This is a genomic window from Maricaulis sp. W15, from assembly GCF_001924955.1.
GTDB lineage: Bacteria > Pseudomonadota > Alphaproteobacteria > Caulobacterales > Maricaulaceae > Maricaulis > Maricaulis maris.
Window position 1 is genome coordinate 283,624 of record NZ_LQXG01000017.1, and the last position, 26,097, is coordinate 309,720.

At 64.5% G+C, this 26,097-nt stretch carries 22 protein-coding genes; 14 read left to right on the forward strand and 8 right to left on the reverse strand.

Translation table 11 applies throughout. From position 1 onward, the window contains the following. Positions 1 to 124: 124 nt before the first annotated feature. Both AWH62_RS11045 and trmFO read right to left on the reverse strand, forming a co-directional pair. The gene (locus AWH62_RS11045) at positions 125 to 2,071 is read right to left on the reverse strand and encodes a S9 family peptidase (RefSeq protein ID WP_158025618.1); all 1,947 of its coding nucleotides are present in this window, start codon (positions 2,069 to 2,071) and stop codon (positions 125 to 127) included. Positions 2,072 to 2,183: 112 nt separating this feature from the next. Next, a complete protein-coding gene (gene trmFO / locus AWH62_RS11050; protein WP_233128309.1) occupies positions 2,184 to 3,560 on the reverse strand; it encodes a methylenetetrahydrofolate--tRNA-(uracil(54)-C(5))-methyltransferase (FADH(2)-oxidizing) TrmFO in 1,377 nt (458 codons plus the stop codon). A gap of 117 nt (positions 3,561 to 3,677) precedes the next feature. On the opposite strand from trmFO, the gene AWH62_RS11055 reads away from it, so the two are divergent. The 5 genes from AWH62_RS11055 to AWH62_RS11075 all read left to right on the forward strand — a co-directional run bounded on the left by AWH62_RS11055 (position 3,678) and on the right by AWH62_RS11075 (position 9,226). Beyond that, positions 3,678 to 4,850 (forward strand): hypothetical protein, encoded by a 1,173-nt coding sequence (locus AWH62_RS11055; RefSeq protein ID WP_075190536.1) that lies wholly within the window; start codon positions 3,678 to 3,680, stop codon positions 4,848 to 4,850. A gap of 72 nt (positions 4,851 to 4,922) precedes the next feature. Further along, a complete protein-coding gene (locus tag AWH62_RS11060) occupies positions 4,923 to 6,095 on the forward strand; it encodes an energy transducer TonB (protein WP_075190537.1) in 1,173 nt (390 codons plus the stop codon). 71 nt (positions 6,096 to 6,166) lie between these two features. Continuing rightward, complete coding sequence (locus AWH62_RS11065; protein ID WP_075190538.1) at positions 6,167 to 7,057, forward strand: hypothetical protein; 891 nt, start codon at positions 6,167 to 6,169, stop codon at positions 7,055 to 7,057. A gap of 87 nt (positions 7,058 to 7,144) precedes the next feature. After that, the gene (locus tag AWH62_RS11070) at positions 7,145 to 8,200 is read left to right on the forward strand and encodes a hypothetical protein (RefSeq protein WP_075190539.1); all 1,056 of its coding nucleotides are present in this window, start codon (positions 7,145 to 7,147) and stop codon (positions 8,198 to 8,200) included. A gap of 87 nt (positions 8,201 to 8,287) precedes the next feature. Then, positions 8,288 to 9,226, forward strand: a complete 939-nt coding sequence (locus AWH62_RS11075; RefSeq protein WP_075190540.1) for a CPBP family intramembrane glutamic endopeptidase — start codon at positions 8,288 to 8,290, stop codon at positions 9,224 to 9,226. A 21-nt stretch (positions 9,227 to 9,247) separates the two neighbouring features. Here the strand turns inward: AWH62_RS11075 and AWH62_RS11080 are convergent, their stop codons facing one another. Next, positions 9,248 to 9,724, reverse strand: a complete 477-nt coding sequence (locus tag AWH62_RS11080) for an N-acetyltransferase (protein ID WP_075190541.1) — start codon at positions 9,722 to 9,724, stop codon at positions 9,248 to 9,250. A gap of 7 nt (positions 9,725 to 9,731) precedes the next feature. Further along, positions 9,732 to 12,605 (reverse strand): excinuclease ABC subunit UvrA, encoded by a 2,874-nt coding sequence (gene uvrA / locus AWH62_RS11085; RefSeq protein WP_075190542.1) that lies wholly within the window; start codon positions 12,603 to 12,605, stop codon positions 9,732 to 9,734. A 342-nt stretch (positions 12,606 to 12,947) separates the two neighbouring features. On the opposite strand from uvrA, the gene AWH62_RS11090 reads away from it, so the two are divergent. From AWH62_RS11090 to AWH62_RS11115, 6 genes are all read left to right on the forward strand, one after another. Further along, positions 12,948 to 13,448 carry a single-stranded DNA-binding protein gene (locus AWH62_RS11090; RefSeq protein WP_075190543.1) on the forward strand — a complete coding sequence of 167 codons (501 nt, stop codon included), beginning with the start codon at positions 12,948 to 12,950 and terminating at the stop codon, positions 13,446 to 13,448. Next, positions 13,432 to 14,178: a hypothetical protein gene (locus AWH62_RS11095; protein ID WP_143743023.1), complete on the forward strand. Its 747-nt coding sequence runs from the start codon at positions 13,432 to 13,434 to the stop codon at positions 14,176 to 14,178. Before AWH62_RS11090 ends, AWH62_RS11095 begins: the two co-directional genes overlap by 17 nt. Before the next feature lie 142 nt (positions 14,179 to 14,320). After that, the gene (locus AWH62_RS11100) at positions 14,321 to 14,746 is read left to right on the forward strand and encodes a BlaI/MecI/CopY family transcriptional regulator (protein WP_075190545.1); all 426 of its coding nucleotides are present in this window, start codon (positions 14,321 to 14,323) and stop codon (positions 14,744 to 14,746) included. Further along, positions 14,746 to 16,416: a M56 family metallopeptidase gene (locus tag AWH62_RS11105; protein WP_075190546.1), complete on the forward strand. Its 1,671-nt coding sequence runs from the start codon at positions 14,746 to 14,748 to the stop codon at positions 16,414 to 16,416. Before AWH62_RS11100 ends, AWH62_RS11105 begins: the two co-directional genes overlap by 1 nt. 114 nt (positions 16,417 to 16,530) lie before the next feature. Next, positions 16,531 to 17,826: an NAD(P)H-binding protein gene (locus AWH62_RS11110; protein ID WP_075190547.1), complete on the forward strand. Its 1,296-nt coding sequence runs from the start codon at positions 16,531 to 16,533 to the stop codon at positions 17,824 to 17,826. Further along, positions 17,826 to 18,287, forward strand: a complete 462-nt coding sequence (locus AWH62_RS11115; RefSeq protein ID WP_075190548.1) for a DUF2269 domain-containing protein — start codon at positions 17,826 to 17,828, stop codon at positions 18,285 to 18,287. Before AWH62_RS11110 ends, AWH62_RS11115 begins: the two co-directional genes overlap by 1 nt. Here AWH62_RS11115 and AWH62_RS11120 read toward each other — a convergent pair. Beyond that, complete coding sequence (locus tag AWH62_RS11120; RefSeq protein ID WP_075190549.1) at positions 18,284 to 19,393, reverse strand: hypothetical protein; 1,110 nt, start codon at positions 19,391 to 19,393, stop codon at positions 18,284 to 18,286. The genes AWH62_RS11115 and AWH62_RS11120 overlap by 4 nt on opposite strands. Positions 19,394 to 19,406: 13 nt before the next feature. Beyond that, on the reverse strand, positions 19,407 to 20,708 hold the full coding sequence (locus AWH62_RS11125) for a nucleotide pyrophosphatase/phosphodiesterase family protein (RefSeq protein ID WP_075190550.1): 1,302 nt from the start codon (positions 20,706 to 20,708) through the stop codon (positions 19,407 to 19,409). Between the two features lie 291 nt (positions 20,709 to 20,999). Here AWH62_RS11125 and AWH62_RS11130 point away from each other — a divergent pair, with 291 nt between their 5' ends. Beyond that, positions 21,000 to 21,605, forward strand: coding sequence for an EF-hand domain-containing protein (locus AWH62_RS11130; protein WP_075190551.1), 606 nt, complete (start codon positions 21,000 to 21,002; stop codon positions 21,603 to 21,605). Between the two features lie 40 nt (positions 21,606 to 21,645). Here AWH62_RS11130 and AWH62_RS11135 read toward each other — a convergent pair whose 3' ends face one another. Further along, entirely contained in the window at positions 21,646 to 23,127 is a 1,482-nt protein-coding gene (locus tag AWH62_RS11135) for a serine hydrolase (RefSeq protein WP_075190552.1), read from the reverse strand. Between the two features lie 89 nt (positions 23,128 to 23,216). Here AWH62_RS11135 and AWH62_RS11140 point away from each other — a divergent pair, with 89 nt between their 5' ends. Together AWH62_RS11140 and rpsD are read left to right on the forward strand one after the other, a co-directional pair. Further along, a complete protein-coding gene (locus tag AWH62_RS11140) occupies positions 23,217 to 23,768 on the forward strand; it encodes a winged helix-turn-helix domain-containing protein (protein WP_083635151.1) in 552 nt (183 codons plus the stop codon). 306 nt (positions 23,769 to 24,074) lie between these two features. Beyond that, positions 24,075 to 24,692: a 30S ribosomal protein S4 gene (rpsD, locus tag AWH62_RS11145; protein ID WP_075190554.1), complete on the forward strand. Its 618-nt coding sequence runs from the start codon at positions 24,075 to 24,077 to the stop codon at positions 24,690 to 24,692. A gap of 59 nt (positions 24,693 to 24,751) precedes the next feature. On the opposite strand, the gene AWH62_RS11150 is transcribed toward rpsD, so the two are convergent. Next, complete coding sequence (locus tag AWH62_RS11150) at positions 24,752 to 25,978, reverse strand: potassium/proton antiporter (protein WP_075190555.1); 1,227 nt, start codon at positions 25,976 to 25,978, stop codon at positions 24,752 to 24,754. Positions 25,979 to 26,097: the final 119 nt, after the last annotated feature.

Consider the following 26,097-nt stretch of genomic DNA (forward strand, 5'->3'; position numbering starts at 1 on the left):
CCTTGACGCCATCGAGATGATCGTCCGGGACGGTCGGACTCCGGTCATGCGCGATTGCTTTTGCACGCCATTGGGCAGTGCCGGCCCTGGCCGGCAGGTTGCGGTGTCAGAACGCCTGCCGGCGTCAGTCTGCCGGCGCGTTGGCTGGCAGATGGGCAGCGAGGAAATCGACCAGCTCCGAATACCAGACCTGGCGGGCATCCTCGACCAGCAGGTAGTGGTCTGTGCCTTCGCGCTCTACCAGCGTCACATCGGCGCCGGCGCGCCTGGCGGCCCGGGTGAAGCGGCGACTTTGCTCGACCAGGTTGACCGAGTCATCCTCGCTGTGGACCAGAAGCAGGGGCATGGTAATCGCCTCGACATGCTCGATGGGCGAAATTCGGTCCAGCCAGGCACCGTCCGGGCGCCCGCCCGCGCCACCGGCCAGGCGTTGCGACAACAGTGTCAGCCGCCAACTCGTGGAGGATGTCCGATCCTGAAGCCGCTGATAGTAGCGGTCCAACTCGGATATGGGCGAGTAGCCGGCGCCGCAGGTGAAGACGTCAGGCGTGAAGGTCGCCGCCGCGAGCGCTGCATAGCCGCCATACGCAGCCCCGACGATACAGGCCTGCCCGGCGACGGTGATATCCGCCGCTTCAAGAGCACGCAGGGAGTCGGTCAGATCGGTTTGCATGACGCCGAGTCCCCAACCGCCGAAGCCGGCCACGGCCCAGTCATGCCCGAACCCTGTGCTGCCACGGAAGTTCGGCTCGTAGACGGCGTATCCGCGTATCGCCAGCAGGTGAGCGAGGTTATCAAACCCGCCCCGCGTACGACCGCCGGGGCCGTCATGCACCAGAATGACGGTCGGATACGGTCCCTCGGTTTGCGGCACTGTCAGGAAGCCGGGAATATCGACACCATCGCGGGCTCGGATCGCGTAGGGCTGGCGGGCTGGCAAGTCCCGCCCGGCAAGCCGGGGCCGGGCCGAGCCGAGTTCGCGAACCTCGCTGGATGCCGCGTTGTAGAGTACGAGCCGGTCGGGCGCCGACATGCTCCGGACGCGCAGCAGCAGCGTCGTGCGATCGCGCGACCAGCTTTCCAAGACGGCGTGGGGTGCACCGATCGCAGTGCGGGCTTCGCTCTCGAGCGCCGCCAGCGATGCATCCAGCCAATCCGAGCTGGACAGGTTTGTCTCGTAGCGCACACCGACGGCGGTGTTGCTATAGGGGTCACCGATCACCTCGCTGATGTCGAGATCGGGGTGCATGGACAGAATGCGGGTAATCTCACCGCTCTCCATCGACATCGCCAGCAGCGCTGTCCGCCCTTGCGTCCGCGGGTCGATATAACGCGACACAAAGGCCATCTCGCCGTCCCCGGTCAGCCCGTAGACGACAAGATCGGGCAGGGCGGTGTCGTTGATCTCCCGGACGATCGGCCAGTTCGGTTCGCCGTCATTGCGGCGAATCCGCAAGCGATTGTGCCGGTTGGAATATTCCACATTACCAGCGAACCTTCCGTCCGCATCGACAATCCAGTGCCGCGTCTCGTCCGAACCGAGCGCCAGGACCCGGAAAGCCCGGGTCAGGGGATTGACGGCGCGCAGTTGGATCTGGCCGCCATCGGTTCGTTTCGGGGCAATCATGTAGCCTGTGCCGGCCTCGATCCCCACGATGTTGCCGGCATCTGGCGTGTAGACTGTCGGTTGGAGCGTGAAGGCGACGTCCAGATCATTGTCGAGATCGAAGGACACCACGCCGCTGACATCGCCCTCACCGTAGCCACGGATGTCGATCGGGAAAATGGCCCGCAAGGCGATCACGCTATCGCTGGTCCACAATAGTTCCATGGTTCGCCAGGCCGCAGCCCCGGCCTCCTGGCGCGCGCCGGTCGCCAGATCGACGACAACTAGCTGGTCGCCGCCATCAACCGTCGTCAGAAAGGCCAGCCGCTCGCCATCGGGCGACAGCCGGGCCATGCGGAACTCCTCGTTCGACGCGAAATCGGCGACATCGGCCACCGGTTGCGCGGTGGCGTGAGTGCAAAGGGCCGCGATGGCGGCGAGCGCCAGTACAAGACGATGAAACATGGGATTCTCCAGACCGAGGAGCATATTATGGGGCCAGGCCAAGCCCGCAACCCAGAATAGTCGGCGTTCGCGTGGTTTCCACGTGCCGCTCTCGCCCGCGAGCTGCAGCTGGTCAGCCCGCTTGCCAGACCGCCAGATCGGCCAAGGCCCGCGCCGACAGCGCATTCTTGCGGGCCGGCGTCTTGGCCTTGCCCTTGATACGGTTGCCGTCGGCATCGACGGTCGGCTGCTCGATCGGCGGGAAGAGGCCGAAATTGACATTCATCGGCTGGAAAGAGCCCTTGCCGCCGTCCAGATGACCGCCGGTGACATGGCCGATCAACGCCCCGAGGGCGGTCGTCGCCGGCGGTGGGGTGAGGGCGGTGCCGAGGCGTTCGGCGGCGGCGTAGCGCCCGGCCAGCAGGCCCATGGCAGCGCTCTCGACATAACCTTCGACACCGATCAGCTGGCCGGCAAAGCGCAGGCGCGGCTGGCTCTTCAGGCGCAATTGCGCGTCGAGCAGTTTCGGCGAATTGAGGAAAGTATTGCGGTGGATGCCGCCGAGGCGGGCAAAGCGCGCCTCTTCCAGGCCGGGGATCATGCGCAGGACTTCGCCCTGGGCGCCGTATTTCATCTTGGTCTGGAAGCCGACGAGGTTGAACAGGGTTCCCAGCGCATTGTCCTGGCGCAGCTGGACGATGGCCCAGGGTTTGACGGTCGGATTGTGCGGATTGGTCAGGCCGACCGGTTTCATCGGCCCGTGACGCAGCGTCTCCCGGCCGCGCTCGGCCATCACCTCGATGGGCAGGCAGCCGTCGAAATAGGGGGTGTTGGCCTCCCATTCCTTGAACTCGGTCTTTTCGGCCGCGATCAGGGCGTCGATGAAGGCCTCATACTGGTCCTTGTCCATCGGGCAATTGAGATAGGCCTTGCGTTCGGCCTCGGTCTCGCCCTTGTCATAGCGCGACTGGAACCAGGCTTTGTCGGTGTTGACGCTGTCGCGATAGACGACCGGGGCGATGGCATCAAAGAAGGCCAGCTCGCCTTCGCCGGTCTCCTTCAGGATGGCTTCCGACAGGCTTTCCGACGTCAGCGGGCCGGTGGCGATGATGACGCTGTCCCAGTCTTCCGGCGGCAGGGCCGGGATTTCCTCGCGATTGATGGTGACCAGCGGATGCTCGGAGAGCTCCTTGGTGACCGCTTGCGAGAACACATCGCGATCAACCGCCAGCGCCCCGCCGGCCGGCAGGCGGGCGGCATCGCCCTGGCGCAGGATGATCGAGTCGAGGCGGCGCATCTCCTCGTGCAACAGGCCGACGGCATTGGTGCGGTGATCATCCGAGCGGAAGGAGTTCGAGCACACCAGCTCGGCCAGCCCGTCGGTGTGGTGGGCATCGGTGCCCTTCACGCCGCGCATCTCGTGCAGGATGACGGGCACGCCCTTGGAAACGAGCTGCCAGGTCGCCTCGGAGCCGGCCATGCCGCCGCCGATGACGTGAACGGGTTTCATCGCTTGATCTGTCATGCGCGGCATATCGAGCCCGCGCGTGGGGGAGTCAAGCGGCGACGGGCAGGCTTGACGGTGATCCGGCCGCGCCGCAAAAATAACCACAAGGGGAGATTGCGTGTGATTCAGGCAGGGATTGTGGGTCTGGCGGCTTTTTTGTTCGCCGATGAGGTGGTGTTGCCGGCAACGGTGACGGACGCCTATTTCGCGTATGAAGCGGCGGTGGAGCAGCAGGATTTTGCTGCCGCGAGCCAAGCGGCGGAAATCGCGTTCCGGGAGGCTCGTGCCGCCGGTATCGGCGAGGACATCCAGCTTACCCTTGGGGTCAACGCGCTTGCGATGGCTCCGGCCCGCGGCTCCGGTGCCGGCCTTGTCGAGCTGGTTGATCAAACGGCGGACCTCGCCATCCGATCCGGTGACACGACATTGGTGCGAGACGTCCGCTTGCAGGGGATTTCATCGGCGGCACAAGCGGGCGATGCAGTCGGCTTCGGTGCGATGATGGCGGCGATGATCGACGCTTTGATCGAGCCGCCGCTCCTGGAGGAACCCGATCAGGCGCGGCTCTTTGCTGCGACTTATCCGAACTCTTTCACGGAACCGCTTGGCGAAGACGTCCGAACGAGTGTTGCCGCCGAGCGCGACGCGCTGCTGTCTCCCGGGTCTGATCCGGTCCAACTGGCCAATCTCACACTGATATTGCGTCGTGATGCGTTCTTGCGGGACGACCGCGGTACGGCGCTCGATCTGACGGATGAGGCCCTTGCGCTGATTGATGCTGACACGATGGCGGGCGCGCGGGCACAGACAGCCTTGTTGGGCGGCCTTCCCGGTCTCGCCGACATTCTGGTGGCGGACGGGCTGACGGTCGGGCAGGCCGTCGCCGAACGGTCTTCGCAGATGCAGGATGCGCTGTGCGCGCACCTGTCCAGCCAGCCCGTGCCGGTAGGACCGTGGCGTGAGGTGCAGGTGCCGACGCGGTCCGTCGAACGCGGTCGCCATCACGCCGCCGCGCGGTTCGAATTCGAGGTTGTTGATGGCGAGTTTGCGTCATTTGGGCCCGAAATGGCGATATCAGGCGGACGCGATAGCGACCTGCGCCGGGCCGTTGAGAGACAGCTCTCCGAGACCGTGTTTCATGCCGGATGCGATGGTGAGCCTGCCTCGATGCGGGGTCTATTCCGGGTCACCTATGTCGGTGGCGTTACCGGGCATACCGTCGGAGCCTACCAACTGTCATTTCGCTTGCTGCAGTCCATATCCCCGGCCAGGCCGGTACCGGCAGGCCGCTAGTTGGGGTGTGCAATCGGGCGCGTACACGGACGAAGCGTGGGTGCCGTCACCTAGCGAAGTTGGGGAGATCGAATGACATACAGACACTGGGTCGCCGGACTGGCCTTCCTCATCGCAACAACAGCCACCGCCCGGGCGCAAGACGAGCCGCTGCCGCAGGCGGTCGCGGATGCCTATCTGGCCTATGAAGCGGCTTTGGCCGACGCCGATGCTGACGCCGCCCTGATCGCGGCGCGTGCCGCCCATGCGGCGGCGGAAGACGAGCGGATCGATCCCTCCCTGACCGCCGTGCTCGCTGAAAATCACGGCTATCTTGCCAATGTTGCCGGTCACTTTGAGGAGGCGCGGGACGCCTGGCGCCAGTCCGGCCGATTGTCGAACCGGAACAATCTGCCAGCCGCCGAACGGGCCTGGCGTTGGCACAATGCGGCGTCCAACGCGCTGCTGGCGGACGATAATAGTGATGCCTGGGCATGTTCCGGCGAGGCCATTGATGCGATCGAGGATCTGGACGGGGATCTGGAAGCCGTGTCGAATTTCGCTCGGGATGCTTATTTCCTTCGCGCCCGTCTGGCGGCCACGCGTGGGCGAACCATGACAGCCGGCGCGCTGGCTCGGCGGCTGCTCGAACTTCCCGCTGATGTCGATGTCGAGCCCGGCTTGGTCTTTGCACTCGCGCACTATTTCGCAGGTCTGGAGCAGTTGATGCGCGAAGACGTTGGCGATGCGGCCTATCATTTCCACGTCGGCCGCGACGCTGCGGCCAGGATTGATGCTGACCCGATTGTCACCAACCGACTGTCAGCTCTGGCTGTTTACTCGAGGGAGCAACTCGGCCGACTGGATCGGCGTGGCGAGCAGCATGATGACCGGGAAGCGGAATTGCTGGCGGCCCGACTTGCAGACGATCCTGTCCATGTGCGGTGGTACCTGGCGGCCGATGAGATCGACGAGGAAGTTCCCGAGGGATATGTTCCGGCAGCACCGATCGAGCGGAATCCTCCGCCCTATCCGGCCCGGGCCGCACGCGATGGCTATGAGGGCGTCGTCATCGTGAGCTTCAATATTGATGAGACCGGACGGGTCAGAGACGGCGCGATCGTCGACGCGCTGCCACCGGGTATCTTTGATGAAGCAGCGCTTGGCGCACTCTCCGATTGGCGCTTCGAACCGGCAACACAGGACAGCGTACCGGTCAGCGAAACCGGCCGAATGATCCATTTCAGTTTCCGCTTCGCCGACTGACGCGACCGCGCGTCGCGCTTGATCCTTGCGGGCAGGGCGGTATCTCTGGCGGCGAAGTGATCGGAGACCTCATGTCGAGCCAGCCCATTCCCGTCCTGCGCAGCGTTGTCGTCGCCTACAGCCTGCTGGCCACGCATTGGCAGCGCTTCGCGCTCGCCGGCCTGCCCTTCACGCTGGCCTATGCGGTCCGGCTCTGGTTGGCGCACAAGGGGCAGGCGGTACCGCTGGACGGTTTCTGGCTGACCCTTGATGCCACGGCCCTGATCGCCATGACCGTTGGCAGCCTGGCCTTCTCGGCCATGGCTTTCCGTCTTGCCGTACACGATGAATATGCCGGGCGCTGGGGACTGCAGCTGTCCGGCGATGAGTGGCGGCTTTTCATTGTCACCCTGCTCAATGCCGCCTTGGTCCTGATCGTCGCGCTGCTGGCGGCGATGTTCGCCTTCGTGGTGTTCAGCACGATTGCCGGCGGCGCGGTCGACCGGGCCGGGATCAATCCCGAAGAGGCCGGTTTCGACCTCCCGACCGCCATGAGTTACATGACCCTGGCGGACTGGATCGCGGCCTGGGTCGTCAATGCCGTCGCCTTTCTGCTGGTCGCCTGGCTGATCGCCCGCCTGTCGGTCTCCTTCCCGGCTAGCATTGCCCAGCGTGCGGTGCGGGTTTTGTCGGTCTGGACGCTCAGCGAGGGGCAGGCCTGGCGCATCATGGGGGCGATGGCGGTCGGCATCCTGCCACTGCTTGCCCTTGAAATCGGACTTTACGAAGGGCTCAGCGCGATGCTCGGCGACCGCTTCCTCGCAGCGCCGGTGACCGTGGGGGCCAGCGTGGAGACCTCGGGCGGCTTCGTGACGATGCAGGAATACATGCGGGTGACCGGCTTCTTCGCCATCGTCAACCTGCCGGTTATCGCCGGCCTCTACGCCCATTTTCATGCCGTGCGAACGGCAGAAGCCATCTAGCGGGACAATTGCCGACTGGTTCCCGCTGGCGATTTTTCGTCAGGCGCGCATGATGGCATCATCGTGACGCAAGGGCAGGGGCAAATCATGGCCACGCAAAGCTTCGACATCGGCAAGGCTATCTTCTGGTTTTTTATTCGCTTCGGCGAGAAACCGGGCGGTGCGCTCTGGCTGTTTGCCTTCCAGGCACTGTGTGCCCTGGTCCTCGTCGCCCTGTCGGTGATGATGATGGGACCGGCCTATATCAATCTGTTCGAACTGATCGAGGCCGACGCCAATGGTGGTCTCAGCGATGCCGACGCCTTGCGGCTGGTGTTTGATATCGTCATGCCATTCCTGACTTATGGCATCCTGATCATACCGCTCTCCCTGCTGTTTGTGGTGATGTTCCAGGGGGCATGGCTGCGCTTTCTCACCAAGGGCGAGGTCAAGCCGGTCGTACCGATCCGCTTTGGCGGTGACGAGATCCGGCTGATCGGGGTCAACCTGCTCTATCTTGTGGTCGCGGCGGTTGCCTATTTCGGCGTTGCGATGCTGATCGGGATTTTCGGCTTTGGTGCTGTGATGATGGCCCATGGTGGGGGTGATGCGGGTGCGATCGGCATTGGCGGTGGCCTGCTGGCCTTTGTCGCCTTCCTCGCCGTCCTGGTCGCCCTGCTGGTCTTTGCAGTCCGCCTGGCGTCGGCACCCGCCCTGACGGTGCTCGACGGCCGCCTGCGCTTCTTCGAAAGCTGGGACGCCAGCAAGGGCGTCTTTTGGCAAATGCTGATCAGTTATGTCGTGGCTTATGCGGTCATGATGGTGATCGGTGGCACGCTCGGGTTTGTCGTCCAGCTGGCCCTGCTGGCGGCGCTTTTCCCGATGCTGATCGATATGGCGGAAATTGCCGAACAGGGCAGCCAGGTGGATGTCGACGCGCTGCTGGCCAGCATCCAATCCAGCCTCAGCCAGCCGGGTACGCTGCTCGCCCTGATTGTCGGCTTTTTCTTGCTCTACGCCTTCCAGGTCATGCTCGAAGCCGTCTGGCATTCGATCGGCGCCTATAATGCCGTGCGCGTTCGCAGCGGCGGGGAAGGCGAGGCATCGGATGCACCGACCCTGGCGGCCGATCACCCGATGGGCGCCTCGCCCAGCGAGGGGTGAGCGTCCGGCAAACTGACTTGCACGCCATGCGGGCTTCCGCCTAACGTCCCCCGGGACATCTTGGCTTCGGGCTGCAGGGGACAGGTCATGGCGGGACGGGAAATCTATTCGAAACGCGGGCCGCAGGCGCGCCGGACCTGGACGGCGGCCGCCATTCCGATGGTCGTTGTCTTGATCATCCTGGGCGCGATCATCGGAGCGGTGGCCGGGGTTTTTCTCGGATTTATCTCGGCGGACGGCTCGTCGGACGAGACTTGGCAGGGCATGACATACATGCTCATCGGCACGTTCGCGCCGGGCGCCGTGCTGATCTTCCTCTGGGTCGTTTTTTTCGAGCGCCGACCGCTCGCCGCGATCGGCCTCAACGGGCAGTTCCTCGGGCGATTTGTGCGCGGATACGGTCTTGGACTGGCTTTTCTGACCATCGTCGTTGGCGGCATCTGGCTGTTGGGTGGCTATCAGATCGAAGCCAGTGGCTCGGTCGCGCTGGCGGTCCTTATCCCGGCGGCCTGGGTCCTGCTCGGCTTTATTGTCCAGGGCTCGACCGAAGAGATTTTCATGCGCGGGTGGCTGATGGGCCTCATCACCTCGCGTCACGGCATTGTTTGGGGCGTGGTGGTCAATTCGGCGATTTTCTCGCTTCTGCACGGTGCCAATATCGAGATGTCGGCCGAGCTGATATTCGGCCTCGCCAACATCCTCCTGGTCGGGGTGATGCTGTCCTTCTACGCCATCAAGGAAGGTTCGCTGTGGGGCGTGTGCGGTTGGCATGCCGCCTGGAACTGGTTGCTGGCGTCTGGTTTCGGTCTGCCGGTCAGCGGCCATGACAGCCCGGTCAACCCGATCCTGATCGATCTCGCCGACGCCCCCGACGCCGCTTGGTGGCTGACCGGCGGCGTGTTCGGCCCGGAAGCCAGCGCTGTGACGACGGTCGTCCTGCTGGCCGGCACGCTCTATTGGGCATTCAAGGGCAAGGCGGCGGATTATGGCGTTGAGGCGCCGACCGACAATCCCGCCCAAGGCTGATCCGTCTACCGGATCCGCCGTTCAAGCTGCGGCCGGCTTCAGCCCCCGTGAGCGGTAAAAGGCGATGGCAGGGGTGTTGCTGGCGATCACCTTGAGGGAGATGCTTCGCACGCCAAGCCCGGCAAGACGGGCGCATGTCCGGGCGAACAGGAAACGCCCCAGCCCTTGGCCCTGACGGCCCGGCAGGATCGCAAAATCCTTGAGGAAACCGGTGGTCCAGCAGTGCGCGAAGCCAACCAGCTCGTCGCTGCGCTGATCGATCAGGCACAAGCACAGGCGTTGATCAAATTCGTCGTCCGTCCGCAGCGCCGCCCACCACTCGCCAAACGCCGCGGTCTCACCTTGACCCTGCGCATAGGCGGCGTTGAGCAAGTTTCTCGCGCCAAGACCGTGCTCGTGCGGTTGGAAATCCGGCTCCGCGATGAAATCAGGCGTCGCCGGTTGCGCAATAAGCGGCCCCTGCAACGCGGCCGTCAAGAGGATGGGCGGCTGCGGCATTCCGGTGTCAGCCCGCCTTCTTCCGCAGCTCCTTCGCCCGTTCCAGCATCGGGGCCAGGTAACGCCCGGTCCAGCTGCGCTCGACCTTGGCGACGTCTTCGGGCGTGCCGACCGCGACGATCTCGCCGCCGCCATCACCGCCTTCAGGGCCCAGATCGATCAGCCAGTCAGCGGTCTTGATGACATCGAGATTATGCTCGATCACCACGACCGTATTACCGGCCTCAACCAGCTCGTGCAGAACTTCCAGCAGCTTGCGGACGTCCTCGAAATGCAGGCCGGTGGTCGGCTCATCGAGAATGTAGAGTGTCTTGCCGGTGGCGCGCTTGGAGAGTTCCTTGGAGAGCTTCACCCGCTGGGCCTCACCGCCGGAGAGCTGGGTCGCCGGCTGGCCGATCTTGATATAGCCCAGACCGACCCGTTTCAGGGTCTCCATCTTGTCGCGCACGGCGGGCACGGCCTTGAAGAAGTCAGCGCCTTCCTCGACCGTCATGTCGAGCACATCGGCGATCGACTTGCCCTTGAACTGGACCTCCAGCGTCTCGCGGTTGAAGCGGGCGCCGTGGCAGACATCGCAGGGCACGAAGACGTCGGGCAGGAAGTGCATCTCGATCTTCACCACACCATCGCCCTGGCACGCTTCACAGCGCCCGCCCTTCACATTGAAGGAGAAGCGGCCCGGCTTGTAGCCGCGCGTCTTGGCTTCGGGCAGCTGGGCGAACCATTCGCGGATCGGGGTGAAGGCGCCGGTATAGGTGGCCGGATTGGAGCGCGGCGTGCGGCCGATCGGTGACTGGTCGATATCAATCACCTTGTCGAGCCGGTCCAGCCCTTCGATCCGGTCGTGCGGGGCGGGGACCTGCTGGGCCTTTTGCAGCTTGCGCGCGGCGGCCTTGTAGAAGGTCTCGATGGTCAGGGTCGACTTGCCGCCACCCGACACGCCGGTCACACAGGACATCACGCCAAGCGGGAATTCGGCATCGACGGTCTTGAGATTATTGCCGGTCGCGCCGACCACTTTCACCATGCGCTTCTTGTCGATCTTGCGGCGCTTTGTCGGCACCTCAATGCGCCGCGTGCCTTGCAGATACTGGCCGGTCAGGCTGGCCGGATTGGCGATGACTTCAGCGGGCGTGCCTGCGGCCACGATTTCGCCGCCATGGACGCCGGCGGCAGGACCGAGATCGACGACATAGTCCGCCGTCAGTATGGCTTCCTCGTCATGCTCGACAATGATCACCGTATTGCCCAGATCACGCAGCCCGCGCAGGCTTTCCAGCAGGCGGGTATTGTCGCGCTGGTGCAGGCCGATGGACGGTTCGTCGAGCACATAAAGCACCCCGGTCAGACCCGAGCCGATCTGGCTGGCGAGGCGAATGCGCTGGCTTTCACCGCCGGACAGCGTGCCGGATGCCCGGTCAAGCGTGAGATAGTCCAGCCCGACATCGACGAGGAATTTCAGGCGTTCGCGGATTTCCTTGAGAATGCGTTCGGCAATCTGTTGCTGTTTCGGCGTCAGGGTCGCCTCGACAGCGCCGAACCAGTCGCGGGCATTGCGGATCGAGAGTTTCGAGGCGTCGGTGATGTCCTGGCCGTCAATCTTGACGCTCAAGGCCTCCGGCTTCAGGCGGCGGCCGCCGCAGGTCTCGCAGGGCTGGGCCGACTGGAAACGGGCCAGGTCCTCACGCACCCAGCTACTGTCGGTCTCGCGCCAGCGCCGTTCGAGATTGGGGATCACACCCTCGAACGGTTTCTGGGTCTCGAATTTCCGCAGCCCGTCTTCATAGACGAAGGTCACCTTCTCCTTGGTACCGAACAGCACGATCTTGCGGAAAGGCTCGGGTAGATCGCGCCAGGCCTGGAACATGTCGCCGCCGAAATGCCCGGCCAGCGCCTGCAGGGTCTGCTGGTAGAGTTTCGAGGTCGCCCGGCTCCAGGGCGCGATGGCACCGTCGGACAAGGGCTTGTCGCGGTCGGGCACGACGAGGTCTTCGTCAAACTTGAGTGACTGGCCGAGACCGTCGCAGGACGGGCAGGCCCCGAACGGGTTGTTGAAGGAGAAGAGGCGCGGTTCGATTTCGGAGATGGTGAATCCGGAAACCGGGCAGGCGAACTTCTCCGAGAAGATCATCCGCTCCGGATTTCCCTTCTCGTCCTGACGGTCGGCAAACTCGGCCACGGCGAGACCGTCGGCCAGACGCAGGGCGGTTTCCAGACTGTCGGCGAGGCGGCTTTCCATGTCCGGCTTGATGACGATCCGGTCCACCACCACGTCGATATCGTGCTTGAATTTCTTGTCAAGCGCGGGGACGTCTTCCAGCGTGTAGAACTCGCCATCCACCTTGACCCGCTGGAAGCCGGCTTTGAGCCATTCGGCGAACTCCTTGCGGTACTCACCCTTGCGGCCACGCACGACCGGCGCCAGCAGGTAAAGCCGCGAGCCCTCGTCGAGCGCGGTGAGCCGGTCGACCATCTGGCTGACCGTCTGGCTCTCGATCGGCAGGCCGGTGGCCGGCGAATAGGGCACGCCGACCCGGGCCCACAACAGGCGCATATAATCATAGATCTCGGTGACCGTGCCGACGGTCGAGCGCGGGTTTTTCGAGGTCGTCTTCTGTTCGATCGAGATGGCGGGCGACAGGCCTTCGATACTGTCCATGTCGGGCTTGGACATGAGTTCCAGGAATTGCCGGGCATAGGCCGACAGGCTCTCGACATAGCGGCGCTGGCCTTCGGCATAGATGGTGTCAAAGGCGAGCGAGGACTTGCCCGAGCCGGACAGGCCGGTGAACACGATCAGCTTGTCGCGCGGCAGGTCAACGGAAACATTCTTGAGATTATGCTCGCGTGCGCCCTGCACGCGGATGGTATCGAGCGCCATGCGTCTGCCAGTCTCCGTTCGGTCGCGCCAGTCGGTTGAGATTCGCAACCGGATCGGAACGTTAGGGGAACATTGTGCGATCTGTCCAGCGCACAATGTGATCCATAGGAGATAGGACGCGGATGCCGCCGGGTCCAGCGTGCCAAGCGGGACAACTGACATGACGGTGGCAGGAGGCGAGTTCGTGGCGAGGTGTGATCGTCCTGTTGCGCTCGGCTGGACTCTGTCGCTCGCCTCCTCTCAAATCAGCCTGACTCGCAGGCGCTGATTGACCTGCGGAACAGAATGTGAACACTGGGCTGCCCCCGGTACGAGGCTGGCAGCAAGGATGGAGAACAGGCGATGGCGGGAAGCGTCAACAAGGTAATTCTGGTCGGCAATCTGGGACGTGATCCGGAGATCCGCCGCATGAATAATGGCGATCCGGTCGTCAATCTGTCCCTCGCCACCTCGGAGAGCTGGCGCGACAAGTCCTCGGGTGAACGCCGCGAGAAGACCGAGTGGCACCGTGTCGTGATCTTCAACGACAATCTCGCCAAGGTCGCCGAGAACTATCTCAAGAAGGGCTCGAAGGTTTATGTCGAGGGCCAGCTGCAGACCCGCAAATGGACCGACCAGAACGGCCAGGAAAAATATTCCACCGAAGTCGTGCTGCAGCGTTTCCGCGGCGAGCTGACCATGCTGGACGGCCGCAATGAGGGCGGTTCCGGCGGCGGTTATGGCGGCGGCAGTAGCGGCGGCGAGTTTGACCAGGGCGGCGGCGCCGGTGGCGGCCAGCGCTCGATGGATGGACCGAAGGAAGATTTCCGCAATGCTGATCTCGACGATGAAATCCCGTTCTAGCCTGCAGACGCTGATCAGCGCTGGCGTGCTGGCCGCAGCCTGTGCGGCCGGTGGCGCCATGGCGCAGGATCCGGCGGCGGACGCAGCCGCGGATCCCAATGCGCGGTCGCCCGAGATCGTCGTCGTACCGCTCGGCGAAGAGGAGGGCGAGGCCCATTTCGTTGTTGGCCAGATGGCTTGGGGCGATGTGCTGGGGATTCTCAACCAGATCCAGGAACAATCGTCTGAACAGACCATCACGACGGCCCAGAACCTGTGGGGCGCCCGCAATGAGAACCCGCCCTTCTTCCTGTTCGAGCTGGCGCGGTTGACGGCGGAATCCGATCCCGCCTTTGCGGTCCAGGCCTATTTCCTGGGACGTTCGCGGACCATGTATGACGCGGCGCGGTGCCTGGATTCCTCGGCTGTGGACGTTATCAACGAGGCTTCGGCCTATGCGGGTGTCACGGTGCTGGAAGTGATCGCATCGCGACCGGAGCTGACGATCGCCGCGATCGAAGGGATTATCGAGTCCGGTTCGGCCTTTTCCGGCGAAGCGTCGCCCTGGTGGGCCTGCTCGTTTGGAACCAACGCCTATTTCGCCGCCGTCAATGGCCAGACCCTGTCCGGCAATGAATGGCTGATCGTCGAAAATCGCTGGCCATCCGTCCGCGACCGTATCTCTTCAAACCTGCAGAATAATCTCGACATGATGCGCAATGCCGTCGCGGCGGAAACGGCGCCGGAATAGCGTAATCTGCAACGGTCTGAGGCCCGCCTGGTTGCTGCCTGGTGATCGCGCGGCGTCAGGTTTTGCGCTGACTTACTAATTTGTTAGTTGATGGCGTGCCGCCCCTGTGGGAGGTCTGGATCATCAACTAAGGAATTCGTAGATGGCGCGTCCAACATCCCCGCAACTCACTGATGCCGAACAGCGCATCATGACCGTGCTCTGGGAGCGGGGCGAGGCGAGCGTCCGCGACATTACCGATGCGCTCAGCGCCGAGCACGGCCTGGCCTATACGACCGTCCTCACCACAATCCGGATCATGACCGACAAGGGCTATGTCGGGTATCGCAAGTCCGGCCGGGCCCATATCTACGCCGCCTTGCTGAGCCGCGACGGCGCCCGCAACCAGGCCCTCGGATCGCTCGTCCGGACCCTGTTCGGCGGCTCGGCCCAGAGCCTCGCCCAGCATCTCGTGCGGGCAGAGAAGTTGACCCTCGACGATATCGAAGCCCTGCGCGCTGCGGTGCTCGAGGGTGACGGGACGGAGCGTGCAAGCCGCGATGAAGACCCGGACGGGGAGGCGCGCTGATGGCCGTTGAAACCCTGCTCCTGGCGGCGCTCGCGGCCCTGACCGCCGCGACGGCGCTGGCCGGTCTGGTGGTCGCGCTCGACCGTCTCCTGCCGGCCCGCTTTGTGCGGGAACGCCATGACCTGGCCTTGGCCGCGCTCGGCGTCATCCCGCTCGTCTTCCTGCTTGCCCTGCGGGCTGCGCCGGCGCCCGCCGCCGCCGATGAACCGCCGACCGCCGCCGCGCCACCGCTCTACCTTCCCGTCGGCAGGGCCGGGCCGGACGAGGCGGCCGCCATCGACCATGAGACGACAGCAGTCGTGCGGCCGGACGCCGGGCCGGCCAATACTGGGTCGCGGCTCCAACATGTCCTCCTGCTGATCTGGCTGACCGGAGCCGGCGTGATGGCCTTGCGTCTGCTCCGCGACTTTGTCGCGCTTCATCGCATGCGCTCGGCGGCGCGGCCCGTGCCGTGTCCGGCCACGCTGCGCCTGTCCGCCGCCGTACCGCTTGTTGTCAGTGAGGTTGTGACCACGCCGCTGCTCGCTGGCTATCGGCAGCCGCAAATCCTGCTGCCCGTCGGCTTTCCGCTCGACCATGCCGCGCGCCCGGTGCTCGAACATGAGATCGCCCATGCCCGTCGCGGCGACGCTTGGACCGTGCTGGCGCTGCGGGTGTTGCAGGCCGGTTTCTGGTGGGTATTGCCACTGCTCCCCCTGATGGCCGTGCTCGAGCGCAATCGTGAGGCCTTGTGTGATCGCGCGGCGGCGCGGATCACCGGTCAGCCGCGCGATCTTGCCCTGGCGCTGCTCGATGCCGCCGCCCGCCGCACCCCGCATGCCTCGCTGGCGCTCGCCGCCGCTCCCTCACGTTCCAGCCTGGCGCAACGCGTTGACCGGCTGACGGCGACCTCTGACCTCAACCGAAAGGATAGTCCCATGCGTCTCGCCCTCCTGCTCCCCGCCCTGTCGGCCACAGCCCTGGTCCTCACACCGCAATTGGGTGAAGCCCGCGCGATGGAAGGCCGTGATACCCGGCCATCGCCCCTGCGTGACCTTGACCACTCTTACGATCTCGACGGTCGTCTCTACGAGGCCGCCCGTCGTGGCCAAGCGAGCCGTGTCAGTGAATTGCTGGTCGAAGGGGCCAATCCGGATGTCCGCTACCAGGGCGATGGTACCGCCTTGATTGCCGCGGTTCGGTCCGGTGATCGCACCACAATAGAAACCCTGCTGAACGCCGGTGCCGATCCCGATCTCGGGGTCAATGGTGACGGCAATCCGATGATTGCCGCCGCTGCCCGGGGCCGCGATGACGTGGTCCAGCTGCTGCTTGCCTCCGGTGCCGATGTCGATGCCGCCCAGTCCGGGGATGGCAATGGGCTGATCGCCGCCGCGCTGCATGGCCGGGGCGGGACGGTTGACCTGTTACTCGCCGCCGGCGCCAATCCGGACGCCTATGTCCTGGGTGACGAAACGCCGATGGTGAATGCAGCCCAGCAAGGCCATCTCGACGTCATCGAGCGCCTCGCCGCCGCCGGTGCCGATCTGTCGCTGACGGTCCTCGCGCACAGTCGCGACGGGCAGGAGATCTACCGCTCACCCCTGAGCGAAGCGCGCCGGACCGGCCAGCGCCATGTTGTTGCCTGGCTTGAAGCCCGCGGCGCCGAGCATCGCGAACCGGCACGCTGATCCAGTCTATCCGGGATGCGCGGATCGGTCGGACTGGCAGTCCGGCCGGTCCGCGCTAGACTGGCTTCCGACTCGGCAGCATGAGGGCATGCGCTGCGGGCAGGGGGCCAGTTGATGCGCGTATTGATTGCCGGGGCGAGCGGGTTCATCGGCTCGCACATCGCCGCTGATCTCCATGCTGGCGGGCATCAGGTGCTCGCCGCCGCACGTGATGTGGAAACGGCCCGGCAACGGGCTCCGTGGCTGGATTGGACGAGCTGCGACTTTCGCCGTGACATGATCGATGACTGGTTGCCCCGACTGACCGGTGTCGATGTCGTCATCAATTGCGTCGGTGTGCTGCAGGACGGGCGTGGCGACAGCAGCCGCAAGGCCCATATCGACGGGGCGAGTGCCTTGTTTCAAGCCTGTGAACGGGCGGGGGTGCGGCGCGTTCTGCACATCTCCGCGGTCGGTGTCGATGCGGCGGCCGGCTCGGACTATGCCCGCGACAAGCTGGCCGGCGAGGCGGCGCTCAAGGCCTGCGATCTCGACTGGCTGATCCTTCGCCCCTCCCTTGTCATCGCCCGTAATGTCTATGGCGGCACGGCGCTGGTGCGCAGCTTGTGCGGTTTGCCCTTTGTGACGCCGGTTGTCGGTGGCGAGCAGGTCTTTCGCCCGATCGGCATGGACGATCTCTGTGCCGCGATCGCTGACCTGATCCGTCCTGGCGCTCCGTCGCGCACCAGCTATGACCTCGCCGGACCGGAACGGGTCAGCCTTGCCGATACCGTGCGCGGCTATCGGCGCTGGCTTGGTTTCGGCGATAGCCGCATCCTGGCCGTGCCACGCTGGCTGGCGCGGCCGGCCTTCTGGATTGGTGATCTTCTGGGCTGGATGGGTGTGCGCACCTCCATGCGCTCCAACGCGCTCAAACAGCTCGATTTCGACGTTGAGGGCGACCCGTCCGACTGGATGGCGGCGACCGGCGCCGCGCCGCGCGGCTTCCACGACTGGCTCGCGGCCCATCCCGCCGGGCTGCAGGATCGCTGGCATGCCAGACTCGGCTTTGCCCGCCCGCTGGCGCGCTGGGTGCTGGGCCTCTACTGGCTCATGACCGGCGTGCTGGCGCTCACCATCGCCAAGGATCACGCCTATTCCGTGCTCGCCGCCGGCGGGTTTTCCGAGGCAGCCCGGCCGTCTGTTTTATGGTTCGGTTCCCTGTTCGACATCGCCATGGGACTGGGCATGCTGGCCAAATGGCGGGTGCGCTGGCTGGCCGCGATCATGATCGCCGGGACTTTCGCCTATATCTTCACCCTCAGCGTGACCCTGCCGGGATTGTGGGCCGACGCCCTCGGTCCGATCCTGAAAGTTTTCCCGATGATGGCGCTGGCCCTGATGATCGCTGCGACCGAGGATGAACGCTGATGGAGCTCTATCCGGTCCTGCGGCTGGTCCACATCCTGGGGGCGGCGGTGCTGTTCGGCTCGGGGGCGGCGATCGCCTTTTTCATGCTGATGGCCTGGCGCAGCGGTGACCGTGCCGCCTTTGCCATGGTCGCCCGCCATGTCGTGCTGGCGGATTGGGTATTCACCGCGAGCGCGGTGATCCTGCAACCGATCTCAGGCCTCGCCCTGGCCCATCTCGCCGGCTGGCCTCTGACTGCGCCCTGGCTGGTAGCGAGTGTCGCGCTCTACCTCTTCATCGGCGCCTGCTGGCTGCCGGTCGTGTGGATCCAGATGCGGGTCAAGGCGCGCTTGGCCGTGACCTCCGGTCCCGACATTCCCGCCGATGTGCACCGGCTGATGCGAATCTGGTTCGCCCTCGGCTGGCCGGCCTTTGCGGCGCTGATCGCCATTCTCTGGCTGATGATCACCAAGCCCGGCTAGACGAAGTGCCAGGATAGGCGCTCGACAATATTCGATGTGCCTTGACCACTTGGTCCGGCGGCGCCGCCGATTGCGTAGATATGCCCGTCAATGCTGACACCGCCCAAACCGTGGCGAGGCGTGGCCATGTCCGACCCGGCTTCCCACGCATCTGTGCGCGCATTGTAGATCCAAAGCTGTGGGTAAACGCCGCCGCCATTCGAAAAATACTCGCCCCCGAACGCAAAAATGCGCCCGCGCGAGACGGCGGCGGCCAATCCACCTTGGGCTTGGGGCAGGGGTGCCCGGCTGTGCCAAGTGTCGGAAACAGGGTCATAAGCTTCGTGGCTGGCCTTGTTTCCATCGTCGACACGCCGTCCACCGATGACATGAAACTTCCCGTCCAGGGTGACGCCGGCTGCGGAATTGCGAGGATTGGGGTTGGGCGCGCGCCGTGTCCATTCCTGCGCGTCCGGATCAAAGGCAAAATGTGCCCCGCTGTCCCGATGGTCGACCCATTGGCCATTTGATGCGGCAGCAGGCTGACGCCCGGTGGCGACATGAATGAACCCGCCCAGTGACACGGCGCAGGTCTCGGCGAAAGGCTCGGGAAGTGGCGTTGTTTCGCTCCAGACATCGTTCTGTCGATCATACCGCGTCAGATTGGGTATCATCGTCCAAGCCCCCGAAGGGCTGACCCGAAACCCGCCAATCGCGTACACATGAGCTTGATGCCCGACCAAGTTGGGATGGTGACGAGGCTCCGGAAGGGGCGCGATTTCGTGCCATTCGACACGCGGACCATCGCCGCAGGGCGCCTGCTCGTCGTCCCAGATCACGCCCCTGAAAGCCCGGTCCAGCACGCCCATGGGTTCGCCGCTCGCCACGTCAGGCGAGAAACCGCCAGCGACAATTATCTCGTGATCCAGCGTTGCCGGGTAAATTTCTTGCAGGCGCACGGGCACATCATTGATGGCCTGCCAACGCCAACCTGGCTCTAAAGCGAGACCGGTTTCCGGGTCGCTCAGCCGGACAGGCGTGCAGAGCGAGGCGGCGTCGGCGCCGGCGGTCAGCCCCAAGGCCGCACCTGTCGCGATTGCGGCCCTACGCGTGATCGTCTCCGCCATCCTGACCCTCCGCCTATTCCGCGGGGCAGCGCCCGCCTGTGATCCGCTCGACTTCCTCGGCGCTACCATCGGTCCGTGCAGGCTCGAGGTCCAGTGCACAGGCGATGAGTCCATAAACATTGATGTTCTCGAAAGCGGCCGGGCGGCTGCCTTCCGGGAAGATCGGGCCGGCGCCGATGAAGGTGGCGCCCATCGTGTCGGCGTGATTGTCATAGCCATGGGTGGCGGCGAGGCCGGCGAGATAGGGGTTGCTCAGGTCGGTTTCGCTCGTCGTGAGCAACCAGCCCGGGTCGGCCAGAATGAAGAGGTCCGGGCCGCGGTCCGGATGATCGAAATGCCAGTGCGCCGGCATGTCCTGACGGCGATAGGCGCGCATGTGCGGATCGGCGTCCCGCAGTTCGGCGTAGACGCGGTCCACGGTCGCCTCATCACCATAGCCCATCAGGAAGGGTTCGAGGCCGGCACCATAGTCGCCGGCAAACTCTTCGATGAAGAGGCCGTCGAGATCGGCATGGGCGTCCACCGCGATGGTGCGTTCGGTCGAGACATTCACCATGCCATGGTCGGAGACGATGATGATCGTCGCCCGGTCCATCACGCCGCGTGCTTCAAGACCGGCGACCAGGTCACCGACGAGGGCGTCGACATGGGCCACGGCGTCGGCTTCGGCCTCGGTCTCGACACCGAAACGATGTTCGATCGTGTCGACATGGTCGAAATAGACGGCGGCAAAGCGCGGTTGTTCGGCAAGCGGAGCATCGAACCATTCCAGCACTTCGGCGACGCGGTCTTCATAGGGGCGGCCGTGTTCGTACGGGTGCCAGACGGTCGGGCGGGTTTCCTGGATTTCCACTTCCGAGCCCAGCCAGAACATGATGTGCGAGCGCAGGCCCTGCTGCTCCGCCGTGATCCAGATCGGTTCACCACCCCACCAGCGCGGATCCTGGGGGCTGCCGCCGGAATTGGAGAAGGTCTCGTCGAGCCGCCGGTCCCAGGGGGAGTTGGACACCATGCCGTGATGTTCGGGGTAAAGCCCGGTCGCCAGCGAGTAGAAATTGACGAAGGTCTTGGTTGGCATCGCCGATATCATGCGCTCGGGCCGGGTGCCGCGGGCGGCGAGGGCGCGCAGGTTTGGCGCCTCATGACGGTCGATGGCATCAAAGCGCAGACCATCAAGGCCGATCATGATGACGACGGGCGGATCGCCAGCCATATCAGCCAAGGGGGTGTCCGGGTCACCGGACAGGGTGGGCAGGTGGCTGCAGGCCGCGACAAGGCTGGCGAGCGCAGACAGGGTGAAAAGGCGAGCAAGCATGAAAACCCCCAAGGCAGACAATCGGAACCCGGAACAACAGGCCCTGACGCAGCTAGTCAGGCAGGCGCCGCGCGACAAGGCAAGGATTTGTGACGCTCGGTGCTCTCGTCTTGGCAGTTGCGTCCGGAGCGTGACCAAAATTTCATCAATGAAATCAGTGTCCGGACGTGAAAATACGTGCGTCGGGACGGCAAATCGGTTCTTCTTGACCTGCATGGTGTGGCGCTCTGGAGCTGCACTCAGGTGCCAGCGTGAAACAAGGGTCGGCCCGCGCCACGGGCCGGAGACAAGATGAAACGGCGTGAAAAGCAGAGCGAAACCCTGGAGATCCGCATTGGTCACCGCACCAAGCAGGACTTCATGGAGGCGTGTCAGTCGCATGGCGTGACAGCCAGCGAAGTGCTTCGCGCCTATGTTGAGACTTGGCCCGCTTCGCGCCATCGTCGCCGGGTGCTCCCCCAACTCAATGTGAAGGAGTACACCATGCCTGCCAGTTTCCTCGCCCTCGTGACCGCCGTGGCGGTTGTCTCGGGCCTGCAGACCGCCACACCGGTCGACGCCGATCGCAACGACCCCGAAGCCAGCTTTGCCTCGGTCGACCGCGACGGCAGCAATGATTTCGACCTCGCCGAGCTTTTCATCGAGGCCGGCCTGACTGCCGAGGGTCAGCTCGGCCCGGAACTGCGCGCCCAAGTCACCGGCTCGGTCCAGACCGCACTCGCCGATCTTGGCATGGACGCCCAGGCTGGTGTCGCCTCGCCGGACTTCCTTAATCGGGTCATTGCTGATGCCGAGGAGTCCGCCGTGACGAGCGTGACCGCGGTTTTCAACGATATTGATGCGAACGGGGATGGTCGTGTGACCCGCGCTGAATTCATGACCTACAGCGCCAGATAGGCATCAGGCGCCGGCCGCGTGCCGACCGGCGCCTGTTTTCCTACCCGATCTGAAGGCCGGCGATCCGGCGTGTCTCGCTGCCGGTGGTGTCGAACTGGATCGCGACGGCTTCGCCCATCGACGGTGCGAGCACTGTGAAGCGCACATGCTGCTCGCCGGCCTCGAATCCGAGCACGGGCTGCCCGCCAAAATCCGCCGCCAGCTGGGCGAACATGGCCAGGTGTCGATCCATCTCTGCAAAGGCGATCATGTCTGCTGTGAAACGCGCTTCGATGAACGCCTGGTGCGCTGCAGCATCGCCGCTCAGTGCGGCCATGAAGTCAGCTACCAGCTGTCCGGCTGGCGTGTCCGGCAGCTCAATCGGCGCATCCGACGCGGTCGGCGCCGCAGTGACCTCATAGGGCTGGCCAAACCAGGCCGCCGTCAGCACATCGACAACCCGGTCGGCGTTCAAACGACGCTGGTCGGTACCGACGAACAGGATCAGGCCATGATCCGCCAGTTCGCGCCAATGGGCGTTGAAATGCGGATTGCCGCCATTATGCCAGTAGATCCGGCCGAGTGCGGGATCATCCTCGACCACCAGCCCATACCCATAGTGTGACGCACCGCCGCCCTCATCCTGAAACGGCGTCTGGCCGAGATCGCGCGCCTGCGGCGAGATCAGCTCACCGGCCGACCAGGCCTGGCGCCAGGCCAGCATGTCCGGCGCGGTCGAGACCAGTCCGCCATTGCCGATCAGGTTCCAGTTCGGCGGATGGCCGCCCCAGGAGGTATCCGCCACGTCGCGACCGTCGTCCAGATGGACCGAACGTTCGTGATCAAAGGCGGTCTGATAGCCGGTGTTGTGAATGCCAACCCTTGCCAGCCGGTCGCGCAGCAGGGCTTCATAACTCTGTCCGGTGGCGTGTTCCATGATCGCGGCGGCGAGCGAAAACCCGACATTGGAATAGTGGTAACCCGTGCCCGGCTCGAACTGCAGCGGGGCGGCGAAGGCATTGGCCAGGAAAGTGTCGAAGTCCTCATCGGCCAGATCATCACCGACCGCGCCGGGGAAGCCGGCCGCATGGGTCAGCATCTGGTGCAGGGTGATATCGGCCTTGTCAGACGGGACGTCGTCAAAGACATCAGCCAGACGCAAGTCGGCGGACAGGGTACCGTCGCTGATCAGCTGGGCCGCCAGCATGCCGGTGAAGCTCTTCGTAATCGAGCCGGTATCAACCTGGGTGTCCGGGCCGTAGCGACGGCCGGTCTGGGGATCAGCTTCGCCGGCGCCGCGCAAGAACACGGTCTCGCCTTCGTGCGACAGGCCGACAACGCCGGTGAAGCCGGCCGCTTCGAGCGCGTCGAAGGCATCGGAGAGGCGGTCGCCGGTGGCACCGCGGTCGACGACAGGATCAATGCTCACCGGGGCTGTCTGGGCGGGTGCCGCGGCATTGATCGCCAACGCCAGGCCCAGCGTCATGCCGACCGAGCGGATAAGGCGGGGTGATCCGCGTCTGAGGAATGACAAAGCTTTCATGGTCTTGCTGCTCCTTGCTCATGTTAGCCTTGTCTGGCTAGGGCGGCGGGTGGTCGGCGTCCTGACCAAAACCTGTTGGATAGGCCGTCATGACACATTCTTCGCACTCTGCAGACCTCGCTGTCACGCGATTCCGGATCGGCGCGGCGCATTGCGATTTGCTGGCCTGCGAGTTGGTTCGGGACGGGCAGACGCATCGTCTCGAACCGCGCCTTGCGGGCGTCCTGCACCTGCTCGCCCGGCGCGGCGTCAGCCCGGTCACCCGCGACGAATTTCTCGACACGGTGTGGGAGGAGGATGGGAGTGATGAAGCGCTCAACCAGGCCATTTCCCGCCTGCGACGTCTGTTGGGCGATGCCAGCCTGATCCGCACCCTGCCACGTATCGGCTATAGTCTGACTGCGCCCGTCGAGGCTGCAGGGGCCTTGCCTGGGCCGCCGCCGGCGATCTGGGTACGGGATGGGGTGCAGCGCGTCCTGCGTATCGTGAAGCGCCCCTTCATTGGCGGCTTCCTCGCCGGTGCGATCGCTAGCGCCTTGGTCGCCAGCGCTCTCTGGCCAAGGACCATTGAGCGCGAATTCGAGATACTGACGACGGGCCCGATGGAGGCCGCGTTGACAGTGCCGGACGCGGCGGAGTAGCGGCGATTTGATACCCGCCGACTATATCGGCTTGTGTCCGCGTAAAGAAGATGTCCCGCGGGGGATAACCCGCCTCGTCCGGCCCGACGGGGTTTTGACATATGAGTTTCGGAAGGCGGGGAGTTTTGGAGCGCAGCGCTGTTTCGCGGTGCGCAGCCCGCACCCATTGACATCCCTGCCCACACAGGTAAAACCCCGCTTCTCGCGCGCCAACGGGTGCGCGGGGTACGGGTGATGTGAGTTCCGCCGTTTAAATCGCAACCTCAATGCCGAGTGTTGCCGGGCCGCATCGAGAGAAGAGAGAACATGTCGAAGCGTCATTCGCAGAAATACAAAATTGACCGCCGCATGGGTGAAAACCTGTGGGGCCGTCCGAAGTCTCCGGTCAACTCGCGCTCCTATGGCCCCGGCCAGCACGGTCAGCGCCGCAAGACCAAGATGTCCGATTTCGGTCTTCAGCTCATGGCGAAGCAGAAGCTGAAGGGCTATTACGGCAACATCACCGAGAAGCAGTTCCGTCGCACCTATGACGAAGCTTCCCGCCGTAAGGGTAACACCGCCGAGCTGCTGATCGGTCTCCTCGAGAGCCGCTTGGACGCCATCGTCTACCGCTGCAAATTCGTGCCGACGGTTTTCGCCTCGCGCCAGTTCGTCAATCACGGCCACGTCAAGGTCAATGGCATCAAGGTCAACATCCCGTCCTACCGCTGCAAGCCGGGTGACGTGATCGAAGTCCGCGAGCGTTCGCGCTCGATGGCGCTGGTCCTGGAAGCCCTGGACAGCCCGGAACGTGATCTGCCGGATTATATCGATCTCGATGCCAAGGCGATGAAGGCCACCTTCGTCCGCATGCCGGAATTCTCTGAAGTGCCGTACGCGGTGCAGATGGAACCGAACCTGGTCATCGAATTCTACTCCTCGTAAGAGGACGCAAATCGACCAGAAACAGGCCGCTCCGGGACACCGGGGCGGCCTTTTTCGTGTCAGTCGTCGCACTCGGATGCGGCGGTGTCCGGCTCGGGTGCGCGGTCTGTCTCGACGCCCAGCCAGCGGGCAGACAGGGCTGCCGTCAGCCCGTGTACCAGCAGCGAGATCACCACGATCACGAAGACCAGGTTGAAAAAGACCGCGGTGATCGGGCCCGGGCTGACCACGGGCAGGATGGCGAGGAAGATCGGCACCGACCCGCGCATGCCCATCCAGCCGACATAGATCTGTTCGCGCAGCGGAACGCCAAGCGGCATCAGGCAGGCGATCACCGAGACCGGGCGCACGACCAGCATCAGCACGGCGGCCAGGATCAGGCCCGGCAGGAGAACGTCGCCGAGGGCGCTGGGCGTTACCAGCAGGCCCAACAGGACAAACAGGCAGATCTGGGCGATCCAGGACAGGCCTTCATGGAAATGGATGGCGCGCACCGGTTGGGTCGTGCCGAAATTCGCGGCACCCAGTCCGAACAGATAGACCGCCAGGAAGCCGGACCCGCCCAGCAGGCCGGTGCCGGAATAGGCCAGCAGGCCCATCGCCAGCAGCAGGGGCGAGCGGACCCCCGTTGGCAATTTGATCCGCCCCATCAGGCGTGCGGCCAACCAGCCGGCGCAAATTCCGATCACCAGGCCAAGGCCGAGCTGGAGCGCGAGCACCGGCATGAACTGGACCATCGTGTCGAGCGAGAGCGGCAAGCCGCTGTCGACAATCTCCACCATCATCACTGTCAGGAAGATGGCCATCGGGTCATTGATGCCGGACTCGACCAGCAGGGTCTGGCGCGGGCGGCGGGCCAGGGTAACGCCGCCATCGCGCAGCGCCATGAAGGTGGCGGCGGCGTCGGTGGAACTGACCACGGCGCCGAACAACAGACCTTCAATGATGGAGGCATCAAACACCAGTGCATAGGCGCACCCGACCAGAACGGCGGTCAGGATCACGCCGGGGCCGGCCAGCAGGCCGGCGGGCAGGGCTGCGGCGCGGACATCGGTGCTGCGCGTATCCAGCCCGCCGGACAAAAGGATCAACGCCAGGCATATCGAGCCGGCCTGGTAGGTGAGATCGAAATCCTCGAACAGGATGCCTCCCGGACCATCCTCGCCAAACAGCATGCCGATGATCAGGAAAATCAGCAGGATGGGCGCCCTGAAACGCGTCGAAAGCGGGATCAACAAGATGCTGAACACGATCACGAGGCTGAACAGGAACAGGGTTTCATTCATGCGCGCGATGTCCGTTCGCGGGAGGGCGGGCCTTGGATGTGGTGCGGCGGGCAGGCGGATTCCAGCGCACCGGGATAATAGCCGGACGCGGCTCAAAACTGAACGACTGATCAACAGGT